General features: G+C 68.6%; 26 protein-coding genes. 16 read left to right on the forward strand and 10 right to left on the reverse strand.

All coding sequences use genetic code 11. The features are described from left to right. The first annotated feature begins 1 nt into the window (after nt 1). From C8261_RS10015 to C8261_RS10050, 8 genes are read left to right on the forward strand one after another with little or no spacing between them, the layout of a single operon-like run. On the forward strand, nt 2–403 hold the full coding sequence (locus tag C8261_RS10015) for a hypothetical protein (RefSeq protein ID WP_107493566.1): 402 nt from the start codon (nt 2–4) through the stop codon (nt 401–403). Next, nucleotides 400–1,395, forward strand: coding sequence for a BtrH N-terminal domain-containing protein (locus tag C8261_RS10020; RefSeq protein WP_107493567.1), 996 nt, complete (start codon nt 400–402; stop codon nt 1,393–1,395). Before C8261_RS10015 ends, C8261_RS10020 begins: the two co-directional genes overlap by 4 nt. Further along, on the forward strand, nt 1,395–2,318 hold the full coding sequence (locus C8261_RS10025; protein WP_107493568.1) for an ABC transporter ATP-binding protein: 924 nt from the start codon (nt 1,395–1,397) through the stop codon (nt 2,316–2,318). The genes C8261_RS10020 and C8261_RS10025 overlap by 1 nt, the downstream gene beginning before the upstream one ends. Nucleotides 2,319–2,320: 2 nt before the next feature. Then, nucleotides 2,321–3,547, forward strand: a complete 1,227-nt coding sequence (locus C8261_RS10030; protein WP_107493569.1) for an ABC transporter permease — start codon at nt 2,321–2,323, stop codon at nt 3,545–3,547. After that, nucleotides 3,544–3,807 carry a phosphopantetheine-binding protein gene (locus C8261_RS10035; protein WP_107493570.1) on the forward strand — a complete coding sequence of 88 codons (264 nt, stop codon included), beginning with the start codon at nt 3,544–3,546 and terminating at the stop codon, nt 3,805–3,807. Before C8261_RS10030 ends, C8261_RS10035 begins: the two co-directional genes overlap by 4 nt. Before the next feature lie 10 nt (nt 3,808–3,817). Further along, nucleotides 3,818–4,891 carry a beta-ketoacyl synthase N-terminal-like domain-containing protein gene (locus C8261_RS10040; protein ID WP_107493571.1) on the forward strand — a complete coding sequence of 358 codons (1,074 nt, stop codon included), beginning with the start codon at nt 3,818–3,820 and terminating at the stop codon, nt 4,889–4,891. Beyond that, nucleotides 4,888–5,421 carry a hypothetical protein gene (locus C8261_RS10045; RefSeq protein WP_107493572.1) on the forward strand — a complete coding sequence of 178 codons (534 nt, stop codon included), beginning with the start codon at nt 4,888–4,890 and terminating at the stop codon, nt 5,419–5,421. The genes C8261_RS10040 and C8261_RS10045 overlap by 4 nt, the downstream gene beginning before the upstream one ends. A 39-nt stretch (nt 5,422–5,460) precedes the next feature. Then, nucleotides 5,461–6,120, forward strand: a complete 660-nt coding sequence (locus tag C8261_RS10050) for an AraC family transcriptional regulator (RefSeq protein WP_107493573.1) — start codon at nt 5,461–5,463, stop codon at nt 6,118–6,120. On the opposite strand, the gene C8261_RS10055 is transcribed toward C8261_RS10050, so the two are convergent. Further along, on the reverse strand, nt 6,111–6,497 hold the full coding sequence (locus C8261_RS10055; protein ID WP_107493574.1) for a VOC family protein: 387 nt from the start codon (nt 6,495–6,497) through the stop codon (nt 6,111–6,113). The two genes, C8261_RS10050 and C8261_RS10055, sit on opposite strands and share 10 nt — an antisense overlap. 156 nt (nt 6,498–6,653) lie before the next feature. Here C8261_RS10055 and C8261_RS10060 point away from each other — a divergent pair, with 156 nt between their 5' ends. Further along, a complete protein-coding gene (locus C8261_RS10060; RefSeq protein WP_107493575.1) occupies nt 6,654–6,866 on the forward strand; it encodes a DUF3079 domain-containing protein in 213 nt (70 codons plus the stop codon). A gap of 41 nt (nt 6,867–6,907) precedes the next feature. Here the strand turns inward: C8261_RS10060 and C8261_RS10065 are convergent, their stop codons facing one another. Then, nucleotides 6,908–7,480: a flavin reductase family protein gene (locus tag C8261_RS10065; RefSeq protein WP_219905183.1), complete on the reverse strand. Its 573-nt coding sequence runs from the start codon at nt 7,478–7,480 to the stop codon at nt 6,908–6,910. A 118-nt stretch (nt 7,481–7,598) separates the two neighbouring features. Between C8261_RS10065 and C8261_RS10070 the strand changes: the two genes are divergently transcribed. Next, nucleotides 7,599–7,955 (forward strand): cupin domain-containing protein, encoded by a 357-nt coding sequence (locus C8261_RS10070; protein ID WP_107493577.1) that lies wholly within the window; start codon nt 7,599–7,601, stop codon nt 7,953–7,955. A gap of 1 nt (nt 7,956) precedes the next feature. On the opposite strand, the gene C8261_RS10075 is transcribed toward C8261_RS10070, so the two are convergent. After that, complete coding sequence (locus tag C8261_RS10075) at nt 7,957–8,748, reverse strand: MOSC domain-containing protein (protein ID WP_181358921.1); 792 nt, start codon at nt 8,746–8,748, stop codon at nt 7,957–7,959. Between the two features lie 220 nt (nt 8,749–8,968). On the opposite strand from C8261_RS10075, the gene C8261_RS10080 reads away from it, so the two are divergent. Further along, nucleotides 8,969–9,889, forward strand: coding sequence for a LysR family transcriptional regulator (locus tag C8261_RS10080; protein WP_107493578.1), 921 nt, complete (start codon nt 8,969–8,971; stop codon nt 9,887–9,889). 120 nt (nt 9,890–10,009) lie between these two features. Then, nucleotides 10,010–11,176, forward strand: coding sequence for an alpha-hydroxy acid oxidase (locus C8261_RS10085; protein WP_107493579.1), 1,167 nt, complete (start codon nt 10,010–10,012; stop codon nt 11,174–11,176). Here C8261_RS10085 and C8261_RS10090 read toward each other — a convergent pair. From C8261_RS10090 to C8261_RS10110, 5 genes are all read right to left on the reverse strand, one after another. After that, complete coding sequence (locus tag C8261_RS10090; RefSeq protein ID WP_107493580.1) at nt 11,149–11,460, reverse strand: hypothetical protein; 312 nt, start codon at nt 11,458–11,460, stop codon at nt 11,149–11,151. The two genes, C8261_RS10085 and C8261_RS10090, sit on opposite strands and share 28 nt — an antisense overlap. 65 nt (nt 11,461–11,525) lie before the next feature. After that, nucleotides 11,526–12,677 (reverse strand): HD-GYP domain-containing protein, encoded by a 1,152-nt coding sequence (locus C8261_RS10095; RefSeq protein WP_107493581.1) that lies wholly within the window; start codon nt 12,675–12,677, stop codon nt 11,526–11,528. Next, a complete protein-coding gene (locus tag C8261_RS10100; protein WP_181358922.1) occupies nt 12,674–15,940 on the reverse strand; it encodes a hybrid sensor histidine kinase/response regulator in 3,267 nt (1,088 codons plus the stop codon). Before C8261_RS10100 ends, C8261_RS10095 begins: the two co-directional genes overlap by 4 nt. Nucleotides 15,941–16,097: 157 nt before the next feature. Then, complete coding sequence (locus C8261_RS10105; RefSeq protein WP_107493583.1) at nt 16,098–17,216, reverse strand: alkene reductase; 1,119 nt, start codon at nt 17,214–17,216, stop codon at nt 16,098–16,100. A gap of 33 nt (nt 17,217–17,249) precedes the next feature. Continuing rightward, on the reverse strand, nt 17,250–17,543 hold the full coding sequence (locus tag C8261_RS10110; RefSeq protein ID WP_107493584.1) for an ArsR/SmtB family transcription factor: 294 nt from the start codon (nt 17,541–17,543) through the stop codon (nt 17,250–17,252). A 167-nt stretch (nt 17,544–17,710) separates the two neighbouring features. Between C8261_RS10110 and C8261_RS10115 the strand changes: the two genes are divergently transcribed. Beyond that, nucleotides 17,711–18,220 (forward strand): YgjP-like metallopeptidase domain-containing protein, encoded by a 510-nt coding sequence (locus tag C8261_RS10115; RefSeq protein WP_107493585.1) that lies wholly within the window; start codon nt 17,711–17,713, stop codon nt 18,218–18,220. Between the two features lie 31 nt (nt 18,221–18,251). Here C8261_RS10115 and C8261_RS10120 read toward each other — a convergent pair whose 3' ends face one another. Next, the gene (locus C8261_RS10120; RefSeq protein WP_107493586.1) at nt 18,252–18,647 is read right to left on the reverse strand and encodes a type II toxin-antitoxin system VapC family toxin; all 396 of its coding nucleotides are present in this window, start codon (nt 18,645–18,647) and stop codon (nt 18,252–18,254) included. Nucleotides 18,648–18,651: 4 nt separating this feature from the next. Continuing rightward, on the reverse strand, nt 18,652–18,894 hold the full coding sequence (locus tag C8261_RS10125) for a FitA-like ribbon-helix-helix domain-containing protein (RefSeq protein WP_107493587.1): 243 nt from the start codon (nt 18,892–18,894) through the stop codon (nt 18,652–18,654). A gap of 177 nt (nt 18,895–19,071) precedes the next feature. Here C8261_RS10125 and C8261_RS10130 point away from each other — a divergent pair, with 177 nt between their 5' ends. The 3 genes from C8261_RS10130 (at nt 19,072) to C8261_RS10140 (ending at nt 25,103) form a co-directional block, all read left to right on the forward strand. Next, the gene (locus C8261_RS10130; RefSeq protein WP_107493588.1) at nt 19,072–20,691 is read left to right on the forward strand and encodes a B12-binding domain-containing radical SAM protein; all 1,620 of its coding nucleotides are present in this window, start codon (nt 19,072–19,074) and stop codon (nt 20,689–20,691) included. Nucleotides 20,692–20,829: 138 nt separating this feature from the next. After that, entirely contained in the window at nt 20,830–21,930 is a 1,101-nt protein-coding gene (locus C8261_RS10135) for a toxic anion resistance protein (RefSeq protein WP_107493589.1), read from the forward strand. Between the two features lie 5 nt (nt 21,931–21,935). Next, nucleotides 21,936–25,103 (forward strand): DEAD/DEAH box helicase, encoded by a 3,168-nt coding sequence (locus tag C8261_RS10140; RefSeq protein WP_107493590.1) that lies wholly within the window; start codon nt 21,936–21,938, stop codon nt 25,101–25,103. The last annotated feature ends 176 nt before the right edge of the window (nt 25,104–25,279 follow it).

The raw sequence follows: 25,279 nt of genomic DNA on the forward strand, positions 1-25,279 counted from the left end.
GATGGACGCGGGCGAGGTCCCCCAGGAAGGCAACGCCACCCTCGGTGGCCGGCGCAAGGCGATGTACGCGCGCGGCGCCGACGGCCGTCTCGGCACCGTCGCCTCGGCGGGCTGGGAGGTCGAGGAGATCGTCACCCGGCAGGCCGTCGATGAGCTCGACCGCCGCGCCGCCGCCGCGCTGGCCGGCGTGCATGCGGGCACCGCCTCGCTGCTTGAATACCACATGTACCGCGCCCGCATGGACGACAGCCTGCTCGCCCAGAGCACCGGGCTGTGGCGCTGGCGGGTGCGCCGCCACCTGCGCCCGGCGGTCTTCGCCCGCCTGTCCACGGCCCTGCTGACGCGCTACGCCGCGGCACTGGGCATCGACGTCGCCACGCTCACCAGCACGCCGCCACGATGAGCGCCTTCCAGCACCGGCACGCCTCCCACTGCGAAAGCGGGGTGATGTCGGCCATCGTGCGCCACTACGGCCTGCCGCTCTCCGAGCCGATGGCCTTCGGCCTCGCCTCGGCGCTGTCCTTCGCCTGGCTGCCCTTCATCAAGCTCGGTGGCCTGCCGCTGGTGGCCTACCGCATGCCGCCGCGGGCCATCGTGCGCGGCCTGCAGAAGCCACTCGGCCTGCGCATGCGCACCGAAACCTTCCGCACCCCGGCGCGCGGCGCAGCGCGGCTGGACGCCCTGCTCGACGAGGGCAAGGTCGTCGGCCTGCAGACCTCGGTGTTCTGGCTGCCCTACTTCCCGCAGGACCTGCGCTTTCACTTCAACGCCCACAACGTGCTGGCCTACGGCCGCGACCCGGCGAGCGGCGACTACCTGCTCTCCGACCCGGTGTTCGAGGAGCCGGTGCGCTGCGCCGCCGCCGATCTCGCCAGGGCCCGCTTCGCCCGCGGCGTACTCGCCCCCCGCGGCCTGCTCTACTACCCCGCAGGGCAGCCGCAGGAGCCCGACTGGGGCACGGTGATCCCCGCGGCGATCCGCAAGACCGTGCGCGTCATGCTGCGCACCCCGCTGCCCATCGTCGGCACCCGCGCCATGGAGCGTGTCGCCGCCGCCATCGAACGCCTGCCGGCCAGCGGCGACACCCGCCAGGGCCTGCTCTTCATCGGCCATCTGGTGCGCATGCAGGAGGAGATCGGCACCGGCGGCGGCGGCTTCCGCTTCATGTATGCGGCCTTCCTGCAGGAAGCCGCCGGCCTCGCGCAGCGTCCGGCGCTGGCCGAACTGGGCGACCGCCTGGTCGACATCGGCGACGGCTGGCGCGAGTTCGCCCTCGCCGCGGCGCGCATGATCCGTGGCCGCGACGCCTTTGCGCCAAGCGCGCTGGGCGCCCTGCTGCGCCGCCAGGCGGCGGACGAACGCGCCTTCTTCCAGGCCCTCGAACGGGCGCTGTGATGCTGCGCATCCGCGGCCTCGTCCATCACTACCCGCGGCAGCCGCAGCCGGCGCTGGCGGGCATCGACCTCGACGTGCCGGGCGAGGGCGTGTTCGGCCTGCTCGGCCCCAACGGTGCCGGCAAGACCACGCTGATCTCCATCCTCGCCGGCCTCCTCGACGCCGACGCCGGCGGCATCGACATCGACGGCGAGTCACTGGCTGCCTACCGCCGCCGCCACCCCGCGGCAATCGCCCTGGTGCCGCAGGAGCACGCCTTCTACCCGATGCTGACGGTGACCGAGAACCTGCGCTTCTTCGCCGGCGTGCTCGGCCTCGGGCGGACAGAAGCACGCGCCCGGGTGGCCGCGGCAAGCGCCGCCACGCAGCTCGAAGGGGTGGCCGGACAGCGCGCGGAAACCCTCTCCGGTGGCCTGCGGCGGCGCCTCAACCTGGCCATCGGCCTGCTCGGCGCGCCACGCCTCCTGCTCCTCGACGAACCCACCGTGGGCGTCGACCCGCAGTCGCGCGCCTTCCTCCTCGACACCATCCGCGGCCTCGCCGGCGACGGTCGCACGGTGATCTACACCAGCCATTACATGGACGAGGTCGAGGCGCTGTGCTCCCGCGTGGCGATCATCGACCACGGCCGCGTACTCGCCGCCGACACCCTCGCCGGCCTGCTCCATGACGACGCCGGGCGCCTCGCCCTGCGCCTCGCGCAGCCGCTGCCCGCGGCACTCGCCGCACGCCTGGCGGCGCAGCATCCGGCACTGCACACGCACGGCTGCGAGGTGCTGCTGCCCGCCCTGGAACCCGCCGCCCTCCCCGCCCTGCTCACCGAACTGGCCGCCGCGGGCTGCCCGGCACAAGCCGTGGACTACGGCCGCCAGAACCTCGAAACCCTGTTCATGCGCCTCACCCGGCGCTCGCTGCGCGACTGACGATGACCCGCCTGCTCGCCCTCTGGAGGAAGGAGACCATCGCCCTGCTGCGCGACCGCCATGGGCTGGCGGCGCTCTTCCTGATGCCGATGATCTTCATCCTGGTGATGTCGCTGGCGCTGCGCGACGCCTTCGACGTTGGCGCGGCCAGCGATCTCGGCTATGCCATCGTCGACCTCGACCACAGTGCCGCTTCGGCACGCTACGCCGAGGGCCTGCGCCGCCTGCTTACCTTCCGCGACACCGGCATGCTGGCCGACGAGGCCGCCGCCCGTGCCGCCCTCGCCGACGGCCGCATCGGTTTCGCGCTGGTGCTGCCCGCCGGTTTTGGCGCTGCCCAACCCGACGGCGCCGCCCCCCGTGAGGCACGCCCGGCATTGCGCCTGCTGGTCGATCCGGTGGTGCCGCAGGCCCTGCAGACCGCCTTCCGCCTGCACACCGAAGCCGAACTCGGACGCTTTCAGGCCGAAGCCCTGCTCCAGCGCCTCGGCCGCACGCTGATGATCCCCGAACTGCAGGCCCTCGATCCCGCCACCCTCGCCCTGCCCGTGGAAGTGCTCGCCGCCCGCGGCAGCGGCCGCGATCCGCTCGCCGCGCTGCCCAGCTCGGTGCAGCAGAGCGTGCCGGCGTGGCTGATCTTCTCGATGTTCTTCGTCGTCATTCCGCTCTCCGCGGTGTTCATCGCCGAACGCCAGCACGGCACCCTGCAGCGCCTGGCCAGCCAGCAGCTGCCCTACGCGCTGGTGCTGGCCGGCAAGCTGCTGCCCTTCTTCGTGGTCAATCAGGTGCAGGCCGTGCTGATGGTGCTGGTCGGCCTCTACCTGGTACCGCTGGCCGGCGGCGAGGCCCTCGTGCTGCCTGCCGGCACCGACGCCCTTGCCGCGCTGTGGCTGGTCTCCGCCGCCGTCAGCGCCGCCGCGGTGTGCTGGGCGCTGCTCATCGCCAGCCTCGCACGCACCGTCGAACAGGCCACGGTCATCGGCGGTGTCGGCAACATCCTCATGGGCGCGGTCGGCGGCATCATGGTGCCGGCCTTCTTCATGCCCGCCTTCATGCAGCAGCTCGCCCAGCTCTCGCCAATGGCCTGGGCGCTGGAAGGCTTCCACCGCGTGCTGCTGCAGCACGGCGGCAGCGCCCAGGCCATCGGCCCGGCCGCCGCCCTGCTATGCTTCGCCCTCGCCGCGCTGGGCGCGGCCCTGATCCTGAACCTGCGCTCACGCCCGCGATGACCCTCAAGGACGACCTCAAGCAACTCATCGTCGACGCCTGCGACCGTGACTGCGATCCCGCCGCGATCACCGACGACGAGATCCTCTTCGGCCCCGAAGCACCGCTGGCGCTCGACTCCCTCGACGCCCTGCAGCTCTCCATGGCGATCCAGAAGAAGTACGGCCTGCGCCTCACCGACAGCAAGGAGACCCGCCGCATCCTGAGCAGCGTCGGCGCCCTCGCCGCGCACCTGGAAACCTTCCTGGCAGCGCGCGAATGAAGGCAGCACCATGAAGCGCGTGCGCATCGCCGCGCTCGGCCACTGTTCGGCGCTCGGGCGCGACACGCGCACAGCCGGCACCACGCTCGCCACCGGCCTGCGCGCAAGGCCCCCAGCGCCACCGGCGCGCCGCCGGGTGCTGGAGCAGGACTGGCCGTGGTACCCGCTGGCGCTCGCCGAAGACACCTGGGCGGCGCGTGCGCAGGCCGCGGTGCGCGGCGTGGGCGCCGAACTGCGCTGCGCCCTGGCCGCCGGCACTGACGCACGCTGGCAGGACATCCCGCTCTTTGTCGCCTCATCGTCGCTGCAGGCCGGCGCACTTGAAGAGGCCACGCGCCACAGCGGGCGCATCGAGCTGCCGGAGGATGCCGCGGCCTTCGCTACCGAGGTGGGTGACTGGCTCGGCCTGCGCGGCACCCCCTGGGTGTTCTCCACGACCTGCACGTCGGCCTTCGCGGCACTCGATGCCGCCGCCGCACTGATCGCCGCCGGCGAGATCGAGCACGCCATCGTGCTCGGCATCGAGCTGGCCAACGACATCACCATGGCGGGCTTTGCCGCCCTCGGCCTGCTCGCTGCCGCGGACGCCCCCGCCGGCAGCGGGCTGGTGCTCGGCGAAGCGGTGGCCGGGATGCTGCTGTGCGCCGCCGACGACAGCACCGTTGCCGGTGACAGCGGCTGGCGCATTGCCGGCAGCGCGCTCGGCGTGGACGGCCATTCGCCCACCGGCCCGGCGCCCGACGGCGCGCGCATCGCCGCGGTGCTCGACCGTGCGCTGCGTGCCGCCGCCCTCGCCCCCGCCGACATCGACTTGCTGAAGCCGCACTGCGGCGGGCTGGCGGCCACCGACGAGGCCGAGGCACGCGCACTGGCCACGGTGTTCGGCACCCGGCTGCCGGCGCAGATGGCGCTCAAGCCCTGCCTCGGCCACACCCTGGGCGCCAGCGGCATGGCCGAGACCACCGCGCTGCTCGGTGCGCTCGCCGCTGCAGGGAGCGACGCCCGTCGCGTGCTGCTCAACCTGATCGGCTTCGGCGGCAGCATCGCCGCACTCGCCCTCACCCGCGCGGCGACGCCCCGATGAGCGCCGCGCTGCAGGTCCCGGCCGGCATCGTCATCCTCGCCGACCTTGCCCTCGAACTCGACAGTGCCGCGCTGCGCCAGCGCGTGCGCGCCGCCGCAGGGACACCGCTGCGGCGCGCCGGCACACACGTCGAGCTCGTCGTCGCCGGCGTCCATGCCTGCCTTGCCGCGCTGCCGGAGCAGGCGCCGCGCGGCAGCACCGCGGCGCTGTGGACCTCACGCGCCGGAGTACGCAGCGCCACCGCCACCGTGCTCGACGAACTCTGCCTGCACGACGCACCGCCACTGCCCTTCGATTTTCTTGCCACCCAGGCCGTACTCGCCGCCATTCCGCTGCAGCACGCACTGGCGACGCTCGACGCCGCCCTCTACCTGCCCTGGGGCGGCGACGAAGCGCTGCGCTGGCCGCGCTTGCTGCAGCTGGCCGCGCTGCAGTTGCGCAGCGCGCGCCACACCCTGGTGCTGTGCGGCACCGTGGAACCGGGCGAAACAACCCATCACTGCCGCTGGGTGGGGCTGGCGCAGACCTGAGGCAGCACCACCGGCGAGGCCCCTTGCATACAATGCAGCATGGCCCCGCCCTGCTCCCTGCCGACCATCGTGCTGCGCCACTGGCACTTCAGCGTGGAACATGCATCCACCACCGTGGTGCTGCCCGACGGCTGCCGCGACCTCATCGTCGCGCGCGCCACTGACGGTGCGCCGCGCTGGTTCATCTCCCCGCTGGCCGACAGCGCACTGCAGGTCGCTGGCGCAGCTGGAGAGCGTTTTGCCGGCCTGCGCTTCCACCCCGCGGTGCGCCTGGACGAAGCGGCACTGCTCACCGCCGCCAGCCGCCTCGACGCCGACGACCCGCTGGCGCTGGGAAACCGCATCGAGGAACACGCCCGCCTCGATACCCGCGTCGCCGAAGCGCTGCAGGCGCTCGCCTCCGGCCCCCGCGTGACCGCTGCCTGCCGTGCGCTGGGGGTCAGCGAACGCAGCCTGGAGCGCCTGCTGCAGGCTGCCACGGCGCGCTCGCCGCGCTACTGGCAAGGCCTCGCCCGCGCACGTCGCGCCGCCGCCGCACTGGCCGGCGGGCAGGCGCTTGCCGAGATCGCCGCGGACCACGGCTACGCCGACCAGGCCCACATGAACCGTGCCTTCCGGCGCTGGTTCGCCACCACGCCGGCACGCCTGCGCGCCGACCCGGTGCTGCTGGCGATGGCACTGGAACCCGGCTACGCCTGAGCCACCGGGGTACACAACTCCACCAGGAAACCATCGAGGTCGGCGACATAGGCCACCGTCTGCCCCCACGGCATCTGCGCCGGGGGCTGCACCAGCAGCGCACCGGCGGCTACTGCGCGATCAACCGCCGCGGCGACTTCCTCGGTGACGAGGGCGATCTCGCTGCACGGCGCGTGCGGATCGGGCATCGATGGGTTCTTGCCGAGTTCGCTCATCAGCCGGCGCGAGGAAAAAGCCAGCGCGGTACTGCCGGTTTCCAGCTCGCCGAAATCACCGCTTTCATGAAGGAAGCGGCGCTGCAGCCCGAAGGCGGCTTCATAGAAGGCGAGCGTGCGCGGCACGTCGGCAACGTAGAGGATGGTGTAGCCAAGCTTCATGACAGCTCTCCGCATGGGGTGACAGGAATGCCTGCAGGATAGCGGGTGAGGCGCACACGGTCTTGAACGATTCCGACAGGGCCGCCGCTTTGACCGCCATCAATGCCCGCCGCCCGCCGCCGGTTATCCTCCACCCGGTTCCCGCCCGACCCTCCCATGGCCAAGAAATTCCCCCTCCACCCCCGCCACCCCGAACGCATCTGCTGGGGCTGCGACAAGTACTGCGCGGCCGACGATCTTGGCTGTGGCAACGGCTCCGGGCGCACCCAGCACCCGGCGGAGTTGCTCGGCGACGACTGGTACACCTACGGCGACTGGGGGCTGGAGCTAGACGAAGGGCATCCACAGGCGGATACGCCGCCATCCTGACGCCGCTCACGGACAGTCAAACCGGGCCCTGCCTCTCCCCCTCAGCCCTCCGCAGGCCCCGCATCGAAGCCATCGCCGGTGGCGAAGAAGTGCCCGCCGGCACGGTAGTGGATGGTGCGCTGCGCGGCGTCCGCGAAGCGCCAGCGGCCGTTGGCAAACACTGCCGGATCAGCCCAGGCGGCGACCACCTCGGCAATGAAGAGGTCGTACTTGCGCTGGTTGTCGGGTTCGGGGAGCACCCGGCACTCCAGCCAGGCCAGGCAGCCGCCCACCAGCGGCGCGCCAACCTGAGCAGCCGGTTCGGTGACCACGCCCAGCCCCGCGAACTTGTCGCCGTCGCGTCCGCTGCTGGAGCCGGCGGCAAGCACGGTGCGGGCAATGGCGCGCGAGGGTATGTTGAGCACGAACTCGCCGCTGGCTTCGACCAGCTCGCGGGTCAGGGTGCTGCGGTCGATCACCACCGCCACCTTGGGCGGATCGAAGTCCAGCGGCATCGCCCAGGATGCCGCCATGACGTTGCGCTGGCCGTTGGCGGCGCTGCTCACCAGCGTCACCGGGCCGTGGTTGAGCAGCAGATAGGCCTTGTTGAGTTCGACGGCAGCGCGCGCGATCATCGGCGGGTTCCCTCGTGGTCGTTGATGTCCGGCCCGCAGCATACGACAAAGTACGTCCGCCGATGCAACGCACGGCGCGGCTAGAATGCGGCCACCTGCCGATGACACTGCCCCCACCATGCACAACACCCTGACCGCATTCACCGGCGCCACCACCGCCCCCGAGTTCGACCGCCCCCGCCCCGACCGCCTGGTGGCCGGCAACCCGCTGCGCACCACCCGGGAGCATTTCGAGCGCGACGGCCTGTCCGCCGGCACCTGGTCGTGCGAACCCGGCGCCTGGCGCATCGCCTTCGCCGAGGGCACCGACGAGTTCTTCCATGTGATCAGCGGGCGCATCCGCATCACCGACGACTCCGGCACGGCGCACGAATTCGGCCCCGGCGAGGCCTGCGTGATTCCGTCCGGCTTCACCGGGCTGTTCGAGGTGCTGGAGCCAGTGACCAAGCACTACGTGTTCATGCGCCGGGGCTGACTCACCGCACCCCCAGCGCGCTGCGGTCGCGCAAACGGCCGCAGCGTTCGGGAACAGTGACGCTGGCGCCGACGGCGATGCGCCCGCCAGCGACCACTTCGGCGTAGACGCCGAACAAGGGCTCCTCAAAGCGTCGCGCCAGCGGACGGAGCAGATCGACGTCGGCATCTCCATTGCCGGGGTTGGCGCGGATGGCGGCACAGCGCAGGATGGGTTCGACGACACGCAACTTCAAGGCCCCGACGGTGAGGGTCTCACCCACCCAGTCGAGCTCCTGCCAGGGCAGACCGCCGGCAAGGATGAGGTTGGCGCGGAAGCGGCGGATATCGACGGCGTGCCCGACGATGGCGGCGAGATCGTCGGCCGAAGACAGGCAGGCGATGGAAAGCAGCGCCTGGCGAGCGTCGGTAAAGCGGCTGACGGGGCCGCCGACGAGCTTTGCCGGGGCGCCCGCCAGTCCGCTCAGCGCACCCTCCAGGGTGAGTCGGCCGGCACTGTCGTCCGGATCGCCCGCGGCCAGCATGGCACCGCGGTACTTCAGGACCAGCGCGTGCCCGTCGGCGGCGCGACGCACGCTGACGGCGGCCAGTTGCGGACAGCTGTCGAGGGCGATGAAGCAGCGCTTGGGCTGCCAGCCCGCATCCTGCGCTGCCGCGGCATGCCCGGCACGGGCGAGAGCGTGGCGGCGATCGCCGGGGATCGCCTCGCCCTGCGCGAGCTCCACCGCGGGCAAGGCTTCAGCGCCGAGGCCCTTGACCGGGTAGCGGTGGATGGCATGGACGGTGACGGGCATGGGCAAAACCGGGCTACTACGGGATTCTGCGGGCGTCGCACGGTTTCCGCCCTGGCGGCATCTTAACCCGCATTTCTCACACCGTCCCTGCTGCGGGTGCCGATACACTCGCCGTGGCACGCCGTACTCGCTCGCGCCGCCGGGGCAGTGTGAGAAATGCACCGCGAACGCGCCGAAGCACCCTGTCGCGCCGTCCCGGCGGTGGCGTACCATAGCCGCCATGCCCGCCACCCCCGACATCCGCTTCCCTTCCATCGACGGTCTGCGCGCTTTCGAGGCCGCAACGCGACTGGGCAGCTTCGAGCGCGCCGCTGACGAACTGCATGTCACCGCCAGTGCGGTGAGCAAGCGTGTGGCGACCGTGGAGGAGTTGCTCGGCGCCAGTCTGCTGAGCCGCGGCGGCAAGGCGCTGACGCCCACCGCGCTGGGCAAGGAGTACCTGGAGCAGGTGCGCGCCGCGCTCGCCCTGCTGGCCGCGGTTCCCCTGCACCAGCGTGCCGCGCAGCGCGTCGAGCGGCTGCGGGTGTGCGCACCGCCGACCTTTGCGCGGCAGGTGCTGGTGCCGGCACTGGCATCCTTCGCCCGGGCGCAGCCGCAGATCGAGCTGGAGATCGTGCTCTCGGTGCCCTATCTCGACCTCGGCGCCGCAGACGCCGAGCTTGAAGTGCGCCACGGCGACGTTGCCGCGCATGGCGGCGAGGTGCTGATGAACGACGTCGTGGTGCCGCTGGCGGCACCGGCCCTGGTCGCCGGCATGGATACGCGCGGCAGCCCCGCGACGCTGGCCGGGCTGCCCTTGCTGCGCAGCCCACTGGAGCCTTGGGCAGCGCTGTTCGCGGCGGCGGGGCTGGCGGGGCGCGAAGAGCCGGCCAGCGGGCCGCGACTGGTCGACCTCGGCCTGTTGCTGGAGGCCGCCGCCAGTGCCCAGGGCGTGGCGCCGGGACGGCCGACGCTGGCCCGTCCGTGGCTGCGCAGCGGCGCGCTGGTGCCGCTGTTCGGCCTCCAGGCGGCGGCGCGCACGCAGTATTACATTGCCCACGCCGCGCCCCAGGGGGCGGCGGCGGTGTTCACCGCCTGGCTGCGCGAGGTATGCAGGGCCGCCGAGGCCGAGGCGGCGGAACTTCTTTCGCGGCACGGGTGAACTTTCTTCCGGGTCCGTCCGGCTTGTATCGGCGACGATGTCCAGACCGCCGGACACGCCCTGGCCCACCGATCAAATGCAGCCAGCCGGTCGGCAACATCACAACTACGGAGACAAGGCATGAGCGTCATCACCTGCATCGAGGATCTGCGCCGTCTGGCCGTCAAGCGCGTGCCGCGCATGTTCTATGACTATGCCGACTCGGGGTCGTGGACAGAGACCACCTATCGCGCCAACGAAAGCGACTTCCAGCCCATCAAGCTGCGCCAGCGCGTGGCGGTGAACATGGAAGGGCGCAGTCTTGCCACCACCATGGCCGGGCAGCAGGTGAAGATGCCGGTGGCGCTGGCGCCGACCGGGCTCACCGGCATGCAGCACGCCGACGGCGAAATCCTTGCGGCACGTGCGGCGGAGAAGTTCGGTGTGCCGTTCACGCTGTCGACGATGAGCATCTGCTCGATCGAGGACATTGCCGAGCACACCACGGCGCCGTTCTGGTTCCAGGTCTACATGCTGCGCGACCGCGACTTCATCCGCCGCCTGATCGAGCGTGCGCAGGCGGCAAAGTGTTCGGCACTGATGCTCACGCTGGATCTGCAGATCCTCGGCCAGCGCCACAAGGACCTCAAGAACGGGCTTTCCGCACCGCCCAAGCCGACACTTGCCAACCTCATCAACCTCGCCACCAAGCCGCGCTGGTGCATGGGGATGCTGGGCACGCCGCGGCGCACCTTCCGCAACATCGTCGGCCACGCCAAGGGGGTGGCCGACATGTCCTCGCTGTCGAGCTGGACGGCCGAGCAGTTCGATCCGGCGCTGTCGTGGGCGGACGTGGAGTGGGTGAAGAAGCTGTGGGGCGGCAAGCTCATCCTGAAGGGCATCATGGACGCCGAGGACGCCCGCCTGGCCGCCGACAGCGGCGCCGATGCGCTGGTGGTCTCCAACCACGGCGGCCGCCAGCTCGACGGCGCGCCCTCCTCCATCCACGCCCTGCCGGGCATCGTCGATGCCGTGGGCGAGCGCATCGAGGTATGGATGGACGGCGGCATCCGCAGCGGCCAGGACGTGCTCAAGGCCGTCGCCCTGGGCGCACGCGGCACGCTCATCGGCCGCCCCTTCCTCTACGGCCTGGGCGCCATGGGCGAGGCCGGGGTGAGCAAGTGCCTGGAGCTGATCCACCGCGAGCTGGACATCACCATGGCCTTCTGCGGCCACACCGACATCCGCAAGGTGGGGCGCGACATCCTCATCCCGGGCAGCTATCCCAGCGCCGACCAGAAGCGCTGACGGGCGCGTTCCAGCTCGCCCTGCGCGGCCGCGCCGGCGAGCGCCAGCGCGCAGCGGTGATAGTCCTCGAAGGCCGCCTGCAGCACCGCAGTATCCACCTGTGCGGCGGCGGGCGGCCCTTCAGGCTGGGGGGGTGCTTCACCGGACATCGGCTGCAGCACCGCGTGCTTGGGGATGAAGGCGGTGCCGCCGGCATCGGCCGAGGCCGTCATCGGCCCCACCTTGGTGTAGGTCTGCCCCTTCCACTGGAAGCGGGCGCCGAGGGGGAGATGGTCTATCTTCATGAGGCGGACGGGGAAGGAAACAAGGCTGCAGTTTAGCCGCTGCGCGGCCTGCTGCCGCACGCCCTTCAGGCATGGTCGGCAAAGCGCTGGGCGATGTCGATGAAGTAGTCCTGGCGCCTGAGCAGCGCATCGGTGATGTCGGGGTCGAAATGCCGGCCACGCTCGCTGCGGATGTGTTCGACCACCTCCGTGAAGGGCAGCGCCGCCTTGTAGTGGCGATGGCTGGCGAGGGCGTCGAAGACATCGGCAATGGCCATCAGGCGGCCGGGCAACGGGATGGCCTCGCCGGCAAGGCCGTTGGGATAGCCCTTGCCGTCCCAGCGTTCATGGTGGCATTCGGCGATCTGCCGCGCGACTTCCAGGAAGGCCAGCGGGGCCTCTTCGCCTGCGCTCGCTGCCGGGGTCCATTGTGGCCCGACGACGGTGCGGATGGCCTCGACGATGGCATCGGCACCGATCTGTGCATGGCGCTTCATGATTTCGAATTCGGCGGCGTCGAGGGCGCCCGGCTTGAGCAGGATGCGGTCGGGGATGCCGACTTTGCCGATGTCGTGGAGGGGCGCCGCAGCGGCGATCAGCTGACACTGGCGCTTGCTCAGTTGCGCGGCAAAGCGCGGGTGGCCCTGCAGTTCGTCGATGAGAACCTCGATGTAGGCGCGCGTGCGGTTGAGATGGTTGCCGGTCTCGTTGTCGCGGGTGGCGGTCAGCATCGCCAGGGCCTGCAGGCTGATCTCCTTGATCAGGTTGTTCTCGTGCGAGCGCCGCGCGACCTCGGCCTCCAGTTCATCGTTGTGGCGGGCCAGGAGGTCGCGGGCGCGCTTGAGTTCGAGCTGGGTGCGCACCCGCGCAAGCAGGATTGCCGGCCGCACCGGCTTGACCACGTAATCCACCGCGCCGAGGGCGAGGCCGTATTCCTCGTTCTCGTCGGCATCCATGGCGGTAACGAAGATCACCGGGATGTCGCGGGTGAGCGGCTCGGCATGCAGGCGGCGGATGACATCATGGCCGCTCATGTCGGGCATCATGACGTCGAGCAGGATGAGGTCCGGGCGCGGCGCGCCAGCCGCCGCACGCAGCGCGCTGGCCCCGGAGTTGGCCACGCGCACGGTGTACAGCTTGCGCAGCAGCTCGCCGATGACGACGAGGTTGTCGGGGGCGTCATCGACGACCAGCACGACCGGCCGCGCGGCGGCGGAGGGCGGCGGCGCCGTATTCATGCTTCCCGCCCGGGGGAGGTCGGCGGCGGCGCAGCGCCATCCCACAGGGGGCGCGCGGCGTCCACCACGCTCAGCGCCGTGACCAGGTCGAAGGCGCGCATTGCACGTTCCAGGGGGTGGAAGTACGGCCCCAATCCCGCTTTCAGCAGGGCGACATTGTCGGCGAAGAGGGCGTGGGCCTCGAAGTCGTCGACGGCAAGCAGATCGCGCAGCTGCGCACAGCGCTCGCCGAGCAGCGCGCGATTGGGGTGGGCTGCGGGTTCGGGGCTGCGCCTGTCTGGCAAGCTTGCGCGCAGCGCCTCCAGCAGCTCATCCAGAGCCCCCACCAGCGCGGGCGTTGCTGCGAGCACGTCGTCAACCGGCTGCCCCGCGCGCAGCGCCTGCTGCAATGCATCCGCCTGCGCACTGAGCGCAGCGGCGCCGATCTGCCCGGCGCTGGCGACCAGAGTGTGCACGAGGCGCTCGGCAAGCGTGCGATCGCCGCGCTGCAGCGCTTCGACAAGGCGTGCCGAATAATCGCGGTGGGCGTCGACAAAGCGGTCGAGCAGGGCGCGGTAAAGCGTGTCGTTGCCCCCGGTGAGGCGGCGCCCGGCCTGCAGATCCACCCCCGCGACCGCCTCCGGCAGCAGCATGGGATCACTTCTGGCGGCCTGCTTTGCGGCTTCGAGCCTGAGCAGATGCGGGCTGTGCGGGTCGATCCATTCGCGCAGCTTGTCCAGCAGCAGCGCGGGCTCGATGGGTTTGCCGATATGGTCATTCATGCCGGCAGCCAGGCAGCGCTCGCGATCCGAGTCCATCGCGTTGGCAGTCATCGCCAGGATGGGCAGCGCGCTGAAACGCGCCTGGGCGCGGATCCTGCGGGTGGCGGTGAGCCCGTCCATGACCGGCATCTGCATGTCCATCAGCACGGCGTCGAAATCCTCTTCGGCGATGCGCTGCAGGGCTTCGGCACCGTTCTGCGCCAGGGTGACGCGGACCCCGGCATCGCGCAGCAGCTCGGTGGCCACCTCCTGATTGAGCGGATTGTCCTCGACCAGCAGCACACGGGCGCCGTCGAGCGGGCGCTGGCTGGTAAGCGCGGCAACGTCGCCGACGTGATCGCCCCCCATCAGGCGGATCACCGTGTCGAAGACCTGCGATGCCGAAACCGGCTTGGGCAGCACTTCGACGAAGCCCGCAGCGTAGGCCTGCTCGCGCAGATCATCGCAGACGTAGGCACTGACCATCACCAGGGTCGGCGCCACCGCCAGGCCGCATGCCTGTATCGCACAGGCAGTCTGTATGCCATCCATCTCCGGCATCTGCCAGTCGAGCATCACCACCCGGTAGGGGTCGCCCTCATCGAGCGCGGACTGCAGCTCGACCAACACGGCCTCGGATGAGGCAACCGCAGTCGCGCGGAAGGTGAGCGACTGCAGGATCTCCGTCAGCGCCGTGCGGGCATGATCGTTGTCGTCCACCACGAGGATCCGCAAACCGCGCAACTCGGGCTGCGGCACGCGCCGCGCGGCCGTCTCGCCACCGACCTCGAAGGACGCGGTGAACCAGAACTCCGAGCCCTGCCCCGGAGTACTGCGCACGCCGATGTCGCCCCCCATCAGGGTGCACAGGCGCTTCGATATTGCCAGCCCGAGACCTGTGCCACCGTACCTGCGGGTAATCGAGGTGTCGGCCTGATGAAAGCTCTGGAAGAGCTTGCCGACCTGCGCTTCGTCCATGCCGATGCCGGTATCGCGCACGGTGAACTTCAGCTCCACCTTCTCGCCCGTCTGGGCCCGCCGCTCGACGAGGATGTAGATTTCCCCGGCCTCGGTGAACTTCAGCGCATTGCTGCCGAGGTTGAGCAGGATCTGCCCGAGGCGCAGGTCGTCGCCCAAGAGAAAGCGCGGCACCTCCGGACGCACGTCGATGACCAGTTCGAGCCCCTTCTCCGCGGCGCGGTCGCTGAGCTGCACGACCACGGTGTTGAACACGTCCTCGAGGTCGAACTGGCGCGCGTCGATGCTCAACTGGCCAGCCTCGATCTTGGAGAAGTCGAGGATGTCGTTGATGATGCCGAGCAGATGGCGGCTGGCATCCTGCACCTTGCGCAGGTAGGCGCGCTGCTGCGCGCTCAGCTCGGTCTTCAGGGCGAGGTGGGTGAGGCCGATGATGGCATTCATCGGCGTGCGGATCTCGTGCGACATGTTGGCCAGGAAGTCACTCTTGGCGCGGCTGGCATCTTCCGCCGCGCGCCGCGCCTGGATCACCCGGTAGGCCATGGCAATGGCCAGCAGGAGCAGCGCGAGCAGCCCGGCAATGCTCGCGAAGAGCTCCTTGTGCAAGGTACCCAGCACCGGTGCGGGGGTGTAGGAGATGACGAAACCGGCAAGCCGGTCTTCGACGTCATGCACTGCCAGCAGCGAAACGGCGTAGTAGCTGCCTTCGTGGCTGACGCTGACGGTACCCGAGACGCCCTGGCCGAGCATGTGCTGGACGCGGGCATCGTCACGCAACTGGCGGTCTATCGCCCGCACCGTTGCCGAGGGCGGTGGCGGGCTGCTGGGCAGGCGGCGGTCGGGATCCTCGACGAGAAAGTCGGGATGGATGAGCGCTGCCTCGTACAGACGCTCCTGCCCGGCAAAGAGCTTCTCCTCGACCGCCCCACGCGCCATGATGAAGGCGTACTCGCGCTCACCGGCAAGATCGGCGAGCACCCTGCGGACGGCCTCGAAGCTGACACTGGTCTCGACGCTGCCCAGATGACGGCCATCGAGGGCAAGCGGGTAGACGTAGCGGAAGCCAGCCACCACCTTGCCGGTTTCGAAACCGGAAACCACCCGGCGCTCGGTGTTGGCGATGCGTACCGAGGGGCGCGCATCGAACAGCGGATCGCCGTAGCGGTCGGGCTGGTGGAAACGCAGGAAGCTGGTGCCGTCGGCAAGATGAAAATGCAGCTGGCGCAGGTTGCGGCGCTGCATGGCGGCATAGGACGGGCCCAGCAGGGCGAACAGTTCGGCACGGTGATGATCGCGCTGCGCACCAGTGGCATCCACGCCGGCGGCGAACACCCTGAGCACATCCGGACGGCTGACCGTCTCGGTGAACAGCGTGTCGGTGGCAATCGCGAAACTGTTCAGGCTGGCGCGGTAACTGGTTTCCAGCACTTCGGAGTACTGCCCGAGCAGACTCCTTTCCTTGTCGTCATGGTTCCAGTTCAGCAGCGCGACGCCCGCAGCCAGGCAGGCGAAGAAGAGAACTGCCACCACCCACAGGCGTTTCATGAGCGCTGTTCCTCGGCCGTTGATGCGCGGTTGGCAACCCGGCATGAGCCCTTCCGTCCAGCGCGGGCGGGCCGTCTACTCAAGACCATAGCACAGTCGTGGTCATGGACGCCGCCCATCCCTCCTTGGCCGTGACATATTCATCGCCCGGCAGAGCTCAGGCTGAGCTCAGTGCAGGGTAATCGAGATAGCCGTGCTCGCCGCCGCCGTAGAAGGTCCTGCTGTCCCAGGCGTTGAGCGGCGCGTTCTCGCGCAGACGCTGCACCAGGTCCGGGTTGGCGATGAAGGCCTTGCCGAAGGCGACAATGTCCGCGCGCCCTGCGGCCACCGCTGCGATCGCCAGCTCGCGGTCGTAGCCGTTGTTCACCATCCACGCGCCCTGGCCGCCGGCCTGGGCATAGGCGGCGCGCAGCGCGGCGTAGTCGAAGGGCGCCTCACCCTGTTGGAAGTCGCGCGGCCCGCCGGTGGCGCCTTCGATGATGTGCACATAGGCCAGCGGCCAGCGCGCCAGTTGCTCCACCACGTAGGTGAACAGCGGCTGCGGGTCGGGGTCGGCGGCGTCGTTGGCCGGGGTGACCGGCGAGATGCGGATGCCCACGCGCCCGGCGCCGATCTCGGCGGTGATCGCGTCCATCACCTCGACCAGCAGACGGGCACGATTGGCGATGCTGCCGCCGTAGGCGTCCGTGCGCTGGTTGCTGCCCGAACGCAGGAACTGGTCGATGAGGTAGCCGTTGGCGGCATGGACTTCGACACCATCGAAACCGGCCTCGATGGCCGCGCGCGCGGCACGGCGGTAGTCCTCGACGATGCCGGGAATCTCGTCGATGTCCAGCGCACGCGGTTCGGAGGTCGGCACGAAGCTGCCGCTGCCGTCCGCATTGACGAGGTAGGTCTTGGTCTTCGCGGTAATGGCCGAAGGCGCCACCGGTGCCGCACCGCCGGGCTGCAGCGCGCTGTGCGAGACGCGACCGACGTGCCAGAGTTGAGTGACGATGGTGCCGCCTGCGGCGTGCACCGCCTCGGTGACCCGCCGCCAACCGGCAATCTGCTCAGGCGCGTAGAGGCCGGGCACATCGGAATAGCCCTGTCCTTGATGGCTGATCGCGGTGGCCTCGGTGATCAGCAGGCCGGCGCTGGCGCGCTGCGCGTAGTAGGTGGCAGTCATCGCCGCCGGCACCGCGCCGGGCGCGCGGTTGCGGGTGAGCGGGGCCATGGCGATGCGGTTGGCGAGCTTCAGTTCGCCGGCGACAAGGGGGTCGAAGAGGGTAGTCATGGGGGCGGTCTCCGGGGGTAAGGCATGAGGGGGTCAAAGCTCGTGGCCGATCTGGCGCAGAAACTCGGCAACGGTCTCTTCATTGCGCTTGTAGAACACCCACTGGCCGATGCGCCGGGTGCTGACCAGGCCGGCGCGCGTGAGCACCGCCAGGTGGGTGGACACGGTGGATTGCGACAGCCCGCAACGGGCGAACTTGCCCGCGCACACGCCGACTTCGAGCGGATGCTCCTGATCGGCGAAATGCTTCTCCGGCTCCTTGAGCCACTGCAGGATTTCGCGCCGCACCGGGTGGGCGAGCGCCTTGATGACTTCGTCGAGATCCATGTGGGTCCGCCGCGCAAACATCGTCACAAGTCGATTCATTGATCGACGAATGACGAAATTAATATCGTAGTTTTTCGAACTATAGATCGCTATTTTTCGATACGCAAATCGAAGTCATTCGATGTAAGCTCCCGCCACACCTCCTGCCCTCCCCCCGCCCTGTGCCCATGCCAAGCTACCTTGCCGGCTATCCGCCCGAACTCGTCGACCAGGCCGACGCCCTGATCGCCGCCGGAAAGATGGGCGCCATCCTGCGCAGGAAGTACCCGCAGGCGCACGCGGTGCGCACCGACAAGGCGCTCTACGACTATGTACAGGCGATGAAGGGCGACTACCTGCGCAACGCACCGCCACTCGCCCGGGTCGCCTTCGACGGCAAGCTGCAGGAGTTGCGCAATGCGCTCGGCACCCATACGCGCATCTCGCGCGTACAGGGCGGGCGTCTGAAGGCCAAGCGCGAGATCCATGTCGCCGCGGTGTTCAAGGCCATGCCGGAAGAGTTCCTGCGCATGATCGTGGTGCACGAACTGGCCCACCTCAAGGAGCCGGAGCACGACAAGGCCTTCTACCAACTGTGCTGCCACATGGAGCCGGCCTACCATCAGCTGGAATTCGACCTGCGGGTGTATCTGAGCCACCTGGAGGCGGGGGGCGAGGCGCTGTGGGCAGGAAACTGAGCCGTCCGCGGGGGCGCCTGCGACGGGGTACTCAGACCATGCTCGGATCGATACGGGCAGCCAGCTCCATCAGCTTGCCGTCTGCGGAGAGCAGACGCGCACCGTAGCGCATCGCCAGCACGAGATAGAGCAGGTCATACACCGGGTGAGCGTGCAGGATGGCCTGCGACATGGCCTCGGTAGCCAGTCCCTCATCCGCTTCGAAGCTATCGACCAGACCGCGCGCCTCATCCAGTCGGGTCAGCGCTGTCTGCTTGTCGATGACCCCGGCGCGCACGTACTTCCACAAGGTGTTGGCAACCTCTCCATGGAACAGCGTCGGCGCCAGCACGAGATCGCAGCCTTCGAGCGCGCCGATCAGGTCCGCCGCGCGGTCGGTGCGCATGACCACATTGACCGCGGCGGAAGCATCGAGCACCGCACGCATCGACTCAGCGCTCGCGGTCGCTGCGAATCAGCGCTTCCGGGCGCTCGGAGGGAGCCGCCGCAAACTCGGGAAGGCTGCGTTTGATCGCCGCCAGCAGGGACGCCCGTCGCCCGCCTTCCTGCCCGGCGCCCGCACCGCGCAGCTCGATCAGCGCCTGCTGCGCCAGACTGCGCTGCGCGCGCTCCGCACGGAACGCCAGTGCCTGATAGACGTCATCGGGAACATTGCGGATCTGCAGGGTCGGCATCGATTGGCTCCAGACTTGCATCACTATGCATGCATTTTGGTGCAGTCTGTCTGACATCGCAAGCCACGCGCAGATCGACCGAACGCCCGTCACCGGACTTCTGACCTTATCGCCAGCGCACTTTTCCCGCACAATCGGCCCACAAGCGTCCAACAACATCCCCGCCGAGAGCCCGCCATGCGCGTCACCCTGGTTCACCCCGCCGGCTTCAACTTCGTCCCCGGCCAGCCGGACTTTTCCGTACTCGCCAACCGCATGGCGCCGATCGGCATCCTGCAGCTCGCCTCCTGGCTGGAAAAGCACGGCCACCCCACCCAGGTGCATGACTGCCTGGGCCCCTACGCGCCGCCCACCATCGAGGAGAACGCCGAACAGGTGCTGGCCACCGACCCGGAGATGGTGGGCTTCTCGGCCACCACCTCGGGCTTCATGGACGCGGTGGATCTGGCGGCCTACATCAAGGCCAGGCGCCCCCACGTGAAGATCTTCTTCGGCAACGTGCATGTGTCGTCGATCGGCGCGCCGCTGCTGGAGCACTTTCCGGAGATCGACTACCTGTGCATCGGCGAGGGCGAAGGGGCAATCCTCGACATTGCCGACGGCCTCGCCGACCGCGACGTAGCCAACATCATCTACCGCGGCAGCGACGGCCAGCCGGTGATCAACCCGCGCCGCGCGCGCATCCTCGATCTCGACGAACTGCCCTTCCCGGCCTACGAGAAGCTCGCCGGCTTCCCGCACGGCTACCATCTGCCGCTGTTCTCCTACGAGAAGCGCTGGGGCGCCACGATGATCACCTCGCGCGGCTGCCCCTACACCTGTTCGTTCTGCGACCGCACGGTGTACGAGCGCCTCTACAAGTACAACTCCGCGCAGTACGTGTACGACCACATCAAGCACCTGCGCGACAACTTCGGCGTGCATCACATCAACATCTACGACGATCTGTTCACCGCCAGCAAGAAGCGCATCTTCGAACTGTGCGAACTGCTGATCGCCAAGCCGCTGGGGGTGGATTTCAACTGTGCGATCCGCACCGGCCACACCTCGGACGAGATGCTCGGGCTGTTGAAGCGCGCCGGCGCCCTGATGGTGTCGATGGGCATCGAATCGGCCGACCCCGGCATGATGGAACGCCACAAGACCGGGGTGACGCTGGAGGAGGTGAAGAAGACCGTGGAGCAGATCCACGCCGCCGGGCTGCGCGCCAAGGGCCTGTTCATCTTCGGCCTGCCCGGCGAGACGCCGGAGACGGTGAAGGTCACCAGCGACTTCATCCTCTCGCTGGACCTCGACGAAATGAACATGACCAAGTTCAGCCCGATGTACGGCGCGCCGATCTGGGACGAATGCGTCTCCGGCAAGGAAGGCGACTTCATCGAGGACTGGCGCCTGATGAACTGCCTGAACTTCGTCTACAAGCCCAACGGCTTCGAGTCGCGCGAAGAGATGGACGCGCTCTACAACTGGCACGTGCGCCGCTTCTACGACAGCAAGCCCTACCGCCGCCGCTTCGCGAAACGGCTGTGGGCGCACCGCTGGAGCCTGTGGCACATCGTCCGCCACCTGCCGGAGGTCATCCGCGCGGCGCGCTACTTCAGCGCCAACAAGGCGCAGCTGGAGGCCGCCAAGCAGAACTTCGCCCCGCACCCCCGCCAGCCCAGCGGCCTGAAGCCCTTCCTGAGCCCGGAGCTGCAGGCCGACGCCATCGCCGCGATGTCGCCGGTGAAGGTCTCGCGACGGGTGAAGAAACCTGCCGCGGAAGGCGACGGCGGGCTGGTGGTACAGCCGATCTGAGTCCGCCAGCAGGCAGCTGCGATACCGGCAGAAGACGGCAACCCCGACGTCCGGGGCGATCCACGCGGGGAAGCCGCAATTGAAGGCATACGGCGATTCGTATAGCATTCCTGATCGTCATTTCACGCCGTCTCCATCATGAACGAGTCTTCCACAGCGCTCACTCTCGGGGCAGCCATCGCAGAGGGCACCGACCCGGATCAAGCGGCAAGGCAGATCGTCACCGCATTGTCCGAGGGCGAACACTCCCTGCAGGGTATTCGCGATGCACTCAATGGCCTGGGGCAGTCACTCCAGGTCAAGGCCGCACGCAAGAGCGAACTGCTGCTGCAGCCGATGCATCAGCTCTCTGCCCGGGCGGCAGACGGTGGCAGCATTGCCAACACGCTCATCGACCTCAAGATGCAGGTTGAAGCGCTCGACCCGGCGAGGGTCGATTTTTCCGCCGGCTGGCTTTCCAGACTGTTCGGTTACCTCCCCTTCGTCGGCACACCGGTCAAGCGCTATTTCTCCAGGTACGAATCGGCATCCACCGTCATCGATGCGATAGTCGCTTCGCTGGAGCGCGGGCGGGAAGAGCTCAAACGCGACAACATCACCTTGCGCGCCGATCAGGAAGACCTGCGAGCGCTCGCCGGAGAGCTGACGCGCACGGCCAACAACGCACAACTCATCGACGCCCGGCTGAGCGAGGCACTGGAGATCGACATTCCTGCCGACGACCCTCGTGCCGACTTGATCGCCCGGGATCTGCTGTTTCCGCTTCGTCAGCGCATTCAGGACATCCAGCAGCAGCTCGCTGTCACCCAGCAAGGTCTGCTCACCAGCGACCTCATCGTTCGCAACAACGAAGAACTCATCCGTGGGGTCAACCGCGCCCTGACAGTGACGGTCAACGCACTGCAGGTGGTCGTCAGCCTCGCCGCCGCACTGGCCAATCAACGCATCGTGCTCGACAAGGTCAACGCGGTCAATCGCACCACCGAGCGCATGATAGGCGACGGTGCCCGCATGCTCCGCGAGCAGGGCGCTGAGATCCACCGCCAGGCCGCCTCTTCGCAACTCGACATCGGCGTGCTGCGCCAGGCGTTTGCGGACATCCGCGGCGCGCTGGATGAGGTCTCATCCTTCCGTCAGCAAGCGCTGCCCGAAATGGCCAGGAACATCCTGGCCCTCGACGAGATTACCCGCGAAGCCGGCAGCCTGATCGAACGTCTGCCAGCCAGCCACGGCAGCTGAGCCGCGTGACGGACAACACCGAGACCGAACTCGCCGCGCTGGTCCGCTACTTTCGTGACTGCCTGCTCGCTGACGGCGGCGAACGGGAACTGGAGGATGCCTTTTCCACCGGAGAGGCAAGTCACCATCTGGTGCGATCCGGGCCCCAGGACGAGGCGTTCGCCCCGGTCTGGCTGAACTGGACCGAGAAACGCGAGCTGCTTCATGCGGCCAGCATGCAGCGACAGGAGCGCGAACTGCAACTGGGCTGGCGCTTCATCTGCGGCATGCACCCGGAGCGGGGGGAACGGAGGCTGCGCACCCCGGCCTTCCTCGCCAGCGTGCAGATGAGCTCCACCAAAGGGGGGTATCACGCCGAGCCCCTGCCCGGCTCACTGCGCATCAACCCCGTTGCCTTGGTGGCACTCGGTCTGCCGCGCGACTACATCACCGAAGTCGATGAGAACGACCCCAGGTTCGGAGAATTCATCGGCCGTCTCGACGCCTTGCCGGAGCTTGCGCTCAAGGAGCATGCCAACCGCCTGCCTGCGTTGCGCAGCCCCGCACTGAGAAGGGTCGAAGCCCGCCTGCTGTGGCTCACGCAGCGCAGCCGGGTCGCCGCCAGCACGGCCTACGAGCTTGAAGCCCTTGCCGCCTCCGCCAGCTTCTCGCCCTGCCTGCGCGAGATCCTCGGCCACCCGCAAGACACCCCGGCAGCGCCTCCCTCCACGACCCCCGACTCGATACCCACGCGACTCAGTGCTGCGCAGAAGCAGGCCCTCATCAACGCCACCGCCCACACGCTGAGCGTGGTCTACGGCGCTCCCGGCACAGGCAAGACCTACACCATCGGTGGCATCACCGCAGACCGCGTAATCAACGGCGAGAGAGTGCTCATCGTCTGCGGCAACGAACATGCGGCAGACGTCGTCTTCACCAAGCTCGCCGAGGCTTTCGCATACGGAGACGACAGCCATCTCGTGGTACGTGCAGGACAAGGCGAGTACCGCCAACGCCTGCTGCGAGATCTCGACGCCCTGCTCAGCACCGCCCAACCCGCATCGCCAAACCCACCCGCCATACGCTCACAGGAGACCTCAGGGGAGGTCTCTCCGGCAGTCGCACGGGCCCGGCAGATGCTGGCGCACAGCGCGCTCGCGCAACAGTTTCTGGCCGGCAGGTTCGCCGAGGCGCTCGCGCTTGCGCATGCCGGCGGTGAGGTCCTGCGCGACCGCCGACGCAGCCCGATCGCCGCGCTGCGTCGACAATTGACGCGCTTCAAGCTGAGGAAGTCGCCACCACTCAGCAAACACTGGACGACCTTTCAGAATCAGGCATCGAGCCACCAGGCCAGTGCGCGGAGATTCCTCCACCTCAGCACGCAGACAGCGCGGGACGCGCTGCTGCGCAGCAGCCGTCACAAGCTGGCCGCCCTGTCGGTCGCGCTGCGCTCGCGAAACTCGGGTTATCGCGTCGATCGCATGGCGGCAATGGACTGGGCCACACTCACGCGGGCGTTCCCGGTATGGGTTGCCTCAGCCCAGTCGCTCGACCGCGCACTGCCATTGGAGAACGGCCTGTTCGACCTCGTCGTGATCGACGAAGCCACCCAGTGCAATCTGGCACTGGCACTGCCCGCACTGCAGCGCGCCAGACGCGCGGTCATCGTTGGCGACCCCCGCCAACTGAGACACTTTTCCTTCCTCGCCCGTCGCCGCCAGGAGCAGTTTGCCGCCGAGCACGGGGTGGAGGGGCAAGGCATCAGCCTCGATTACCGCGACCAATCGCTGATCGACTATGCAATGCAGGCACTGCGCTCTGCCGACGCACAAGTCTGGCTGGACGAGCACTTTCGCAGCCATCCTGACCTCATCGAGTTCAACAACCGGCGTTTCTACGAAGGGCGCCTGAAAGTACTCACCGGCATGCGTCGGCTGACCAACTCCCTGCCAAGGCAAGTGGTTGAGTGTCCGCTGCAACTGAACGATGGGGTCAACCAGGGCGAGGTGGACTGCGTCATCGAACATCTGCGCCAGCTCATCGAGCAGGAGAACGACCTGCCCGATGAGGACGCTTCCAAGGTTGGCGTCGTGGCAATGTTCTCCGCCCTTGCCCAGATACTGCAGGCACGCATTCAGGCCGCGTTCCGGCTGGAGACACTTGCCCGGCACAACCTCCTTGTGGCCACCCCGTACGGCTTCCAGGGCGAGGAACGCGACGTCATCCTGCTCGCCACCGGTGTTCACGCCCAACTGTCACGAACCGCTCGCCAGTACATGGAGCGGCCCGACGTATTCAACGTTGCAACCACCCGCGCCCGCGACCGACAGATCATCTTCATTGGCCAGGGCAGTGCGCCTCAAGCTCAGGATGGCCTGCTGGGCGCCTACCTGGCCTTCGCCCCCGAGCGCCCGGTGCCCGCTCAGCCCTTCGCACGGGGCGCTGGCAGCACTCGCGACGAACTGATCGTCGCACTGCAGGAGAAAGGCTACCGGTGCTGGCCCGATTTCGCGCTCGGCGGCAGCATCATCGACCTCCTCGTGGTTGCCGGCCAATCCTCCCTCGCCATCGACCTCGTCGGCGTTGCCGAACCCATCGGGCAGCCATGGGCCTGCGAGCGTTACACCCTGCTTGAGCGCACCGGGCTCAACATTCTTCCTGTCGCCTTTCATGAATGGCTCTGGCAGCCGCAGGAAATCATCCAGCGCATCGAGCAAGTTCTCGGCGACCATCAGGCGTCACCGGCCGATAGCAGGCAATCGACTACCGCCTCGCTGCGCTGGCACTTCGAAAAGCATGGGCGAAACGAACTGTCGCTGCTCGTAGAGCAGATGGAGCAAACCCGGGGAACTGCCGAGTCCTGGCTCGGACGACGCTTCAGCACCACCGAGGTGACCTACCAGCGCTACATGCACAGCATCCAGGAGCTCGTCGACGACACCGTTCGCATCCTCGACCAACTCAGGCTGCTACTCGACGAATCGCGTGCATTGAAGCTTGATTCGTCCTTGATCGATGAACGCGCGGCACAGGCATCGAACGCCGTCCGGCGGGCCCTGCAGGCACTCGACAGCCTCGCCACCCGGCTTGCCCTCGACGAAGGCTGGGGCCCGGACGCACAGTCCGCATCCCTTGCCGACCTGGAACGCCTCACCGACAGGCTGTCGCAGTATCAGAGCGCGAGCAGCCGCTGACTGCTGGCAGGCGCCCCACCCAAAGGCCACCGTCGCATCGCTCGCACAGGCATTGTGGAAAAAAAGGGGGCCCGCATGTGCAGGCCCCATCCCTCGACAGGTACCCGCCGCTGGGGGCAGCGGGTCTCCCTCCCCATCGATAGCAAACTTGCGCGCCCGGCTTCGCCGGCCGGGCG

Origin of the sequence: Pseudothauera lacus, assembly GCF_003034845.1 — a bacterium.
In the GTDB taxonomy this organism is placed as follows: Bacteria; Pseudomonadota; Gammaproteobacteria; order Burkholderiales; family Rhodocyclaceae; genus Pseudothauera; species Pseudothauera lacus.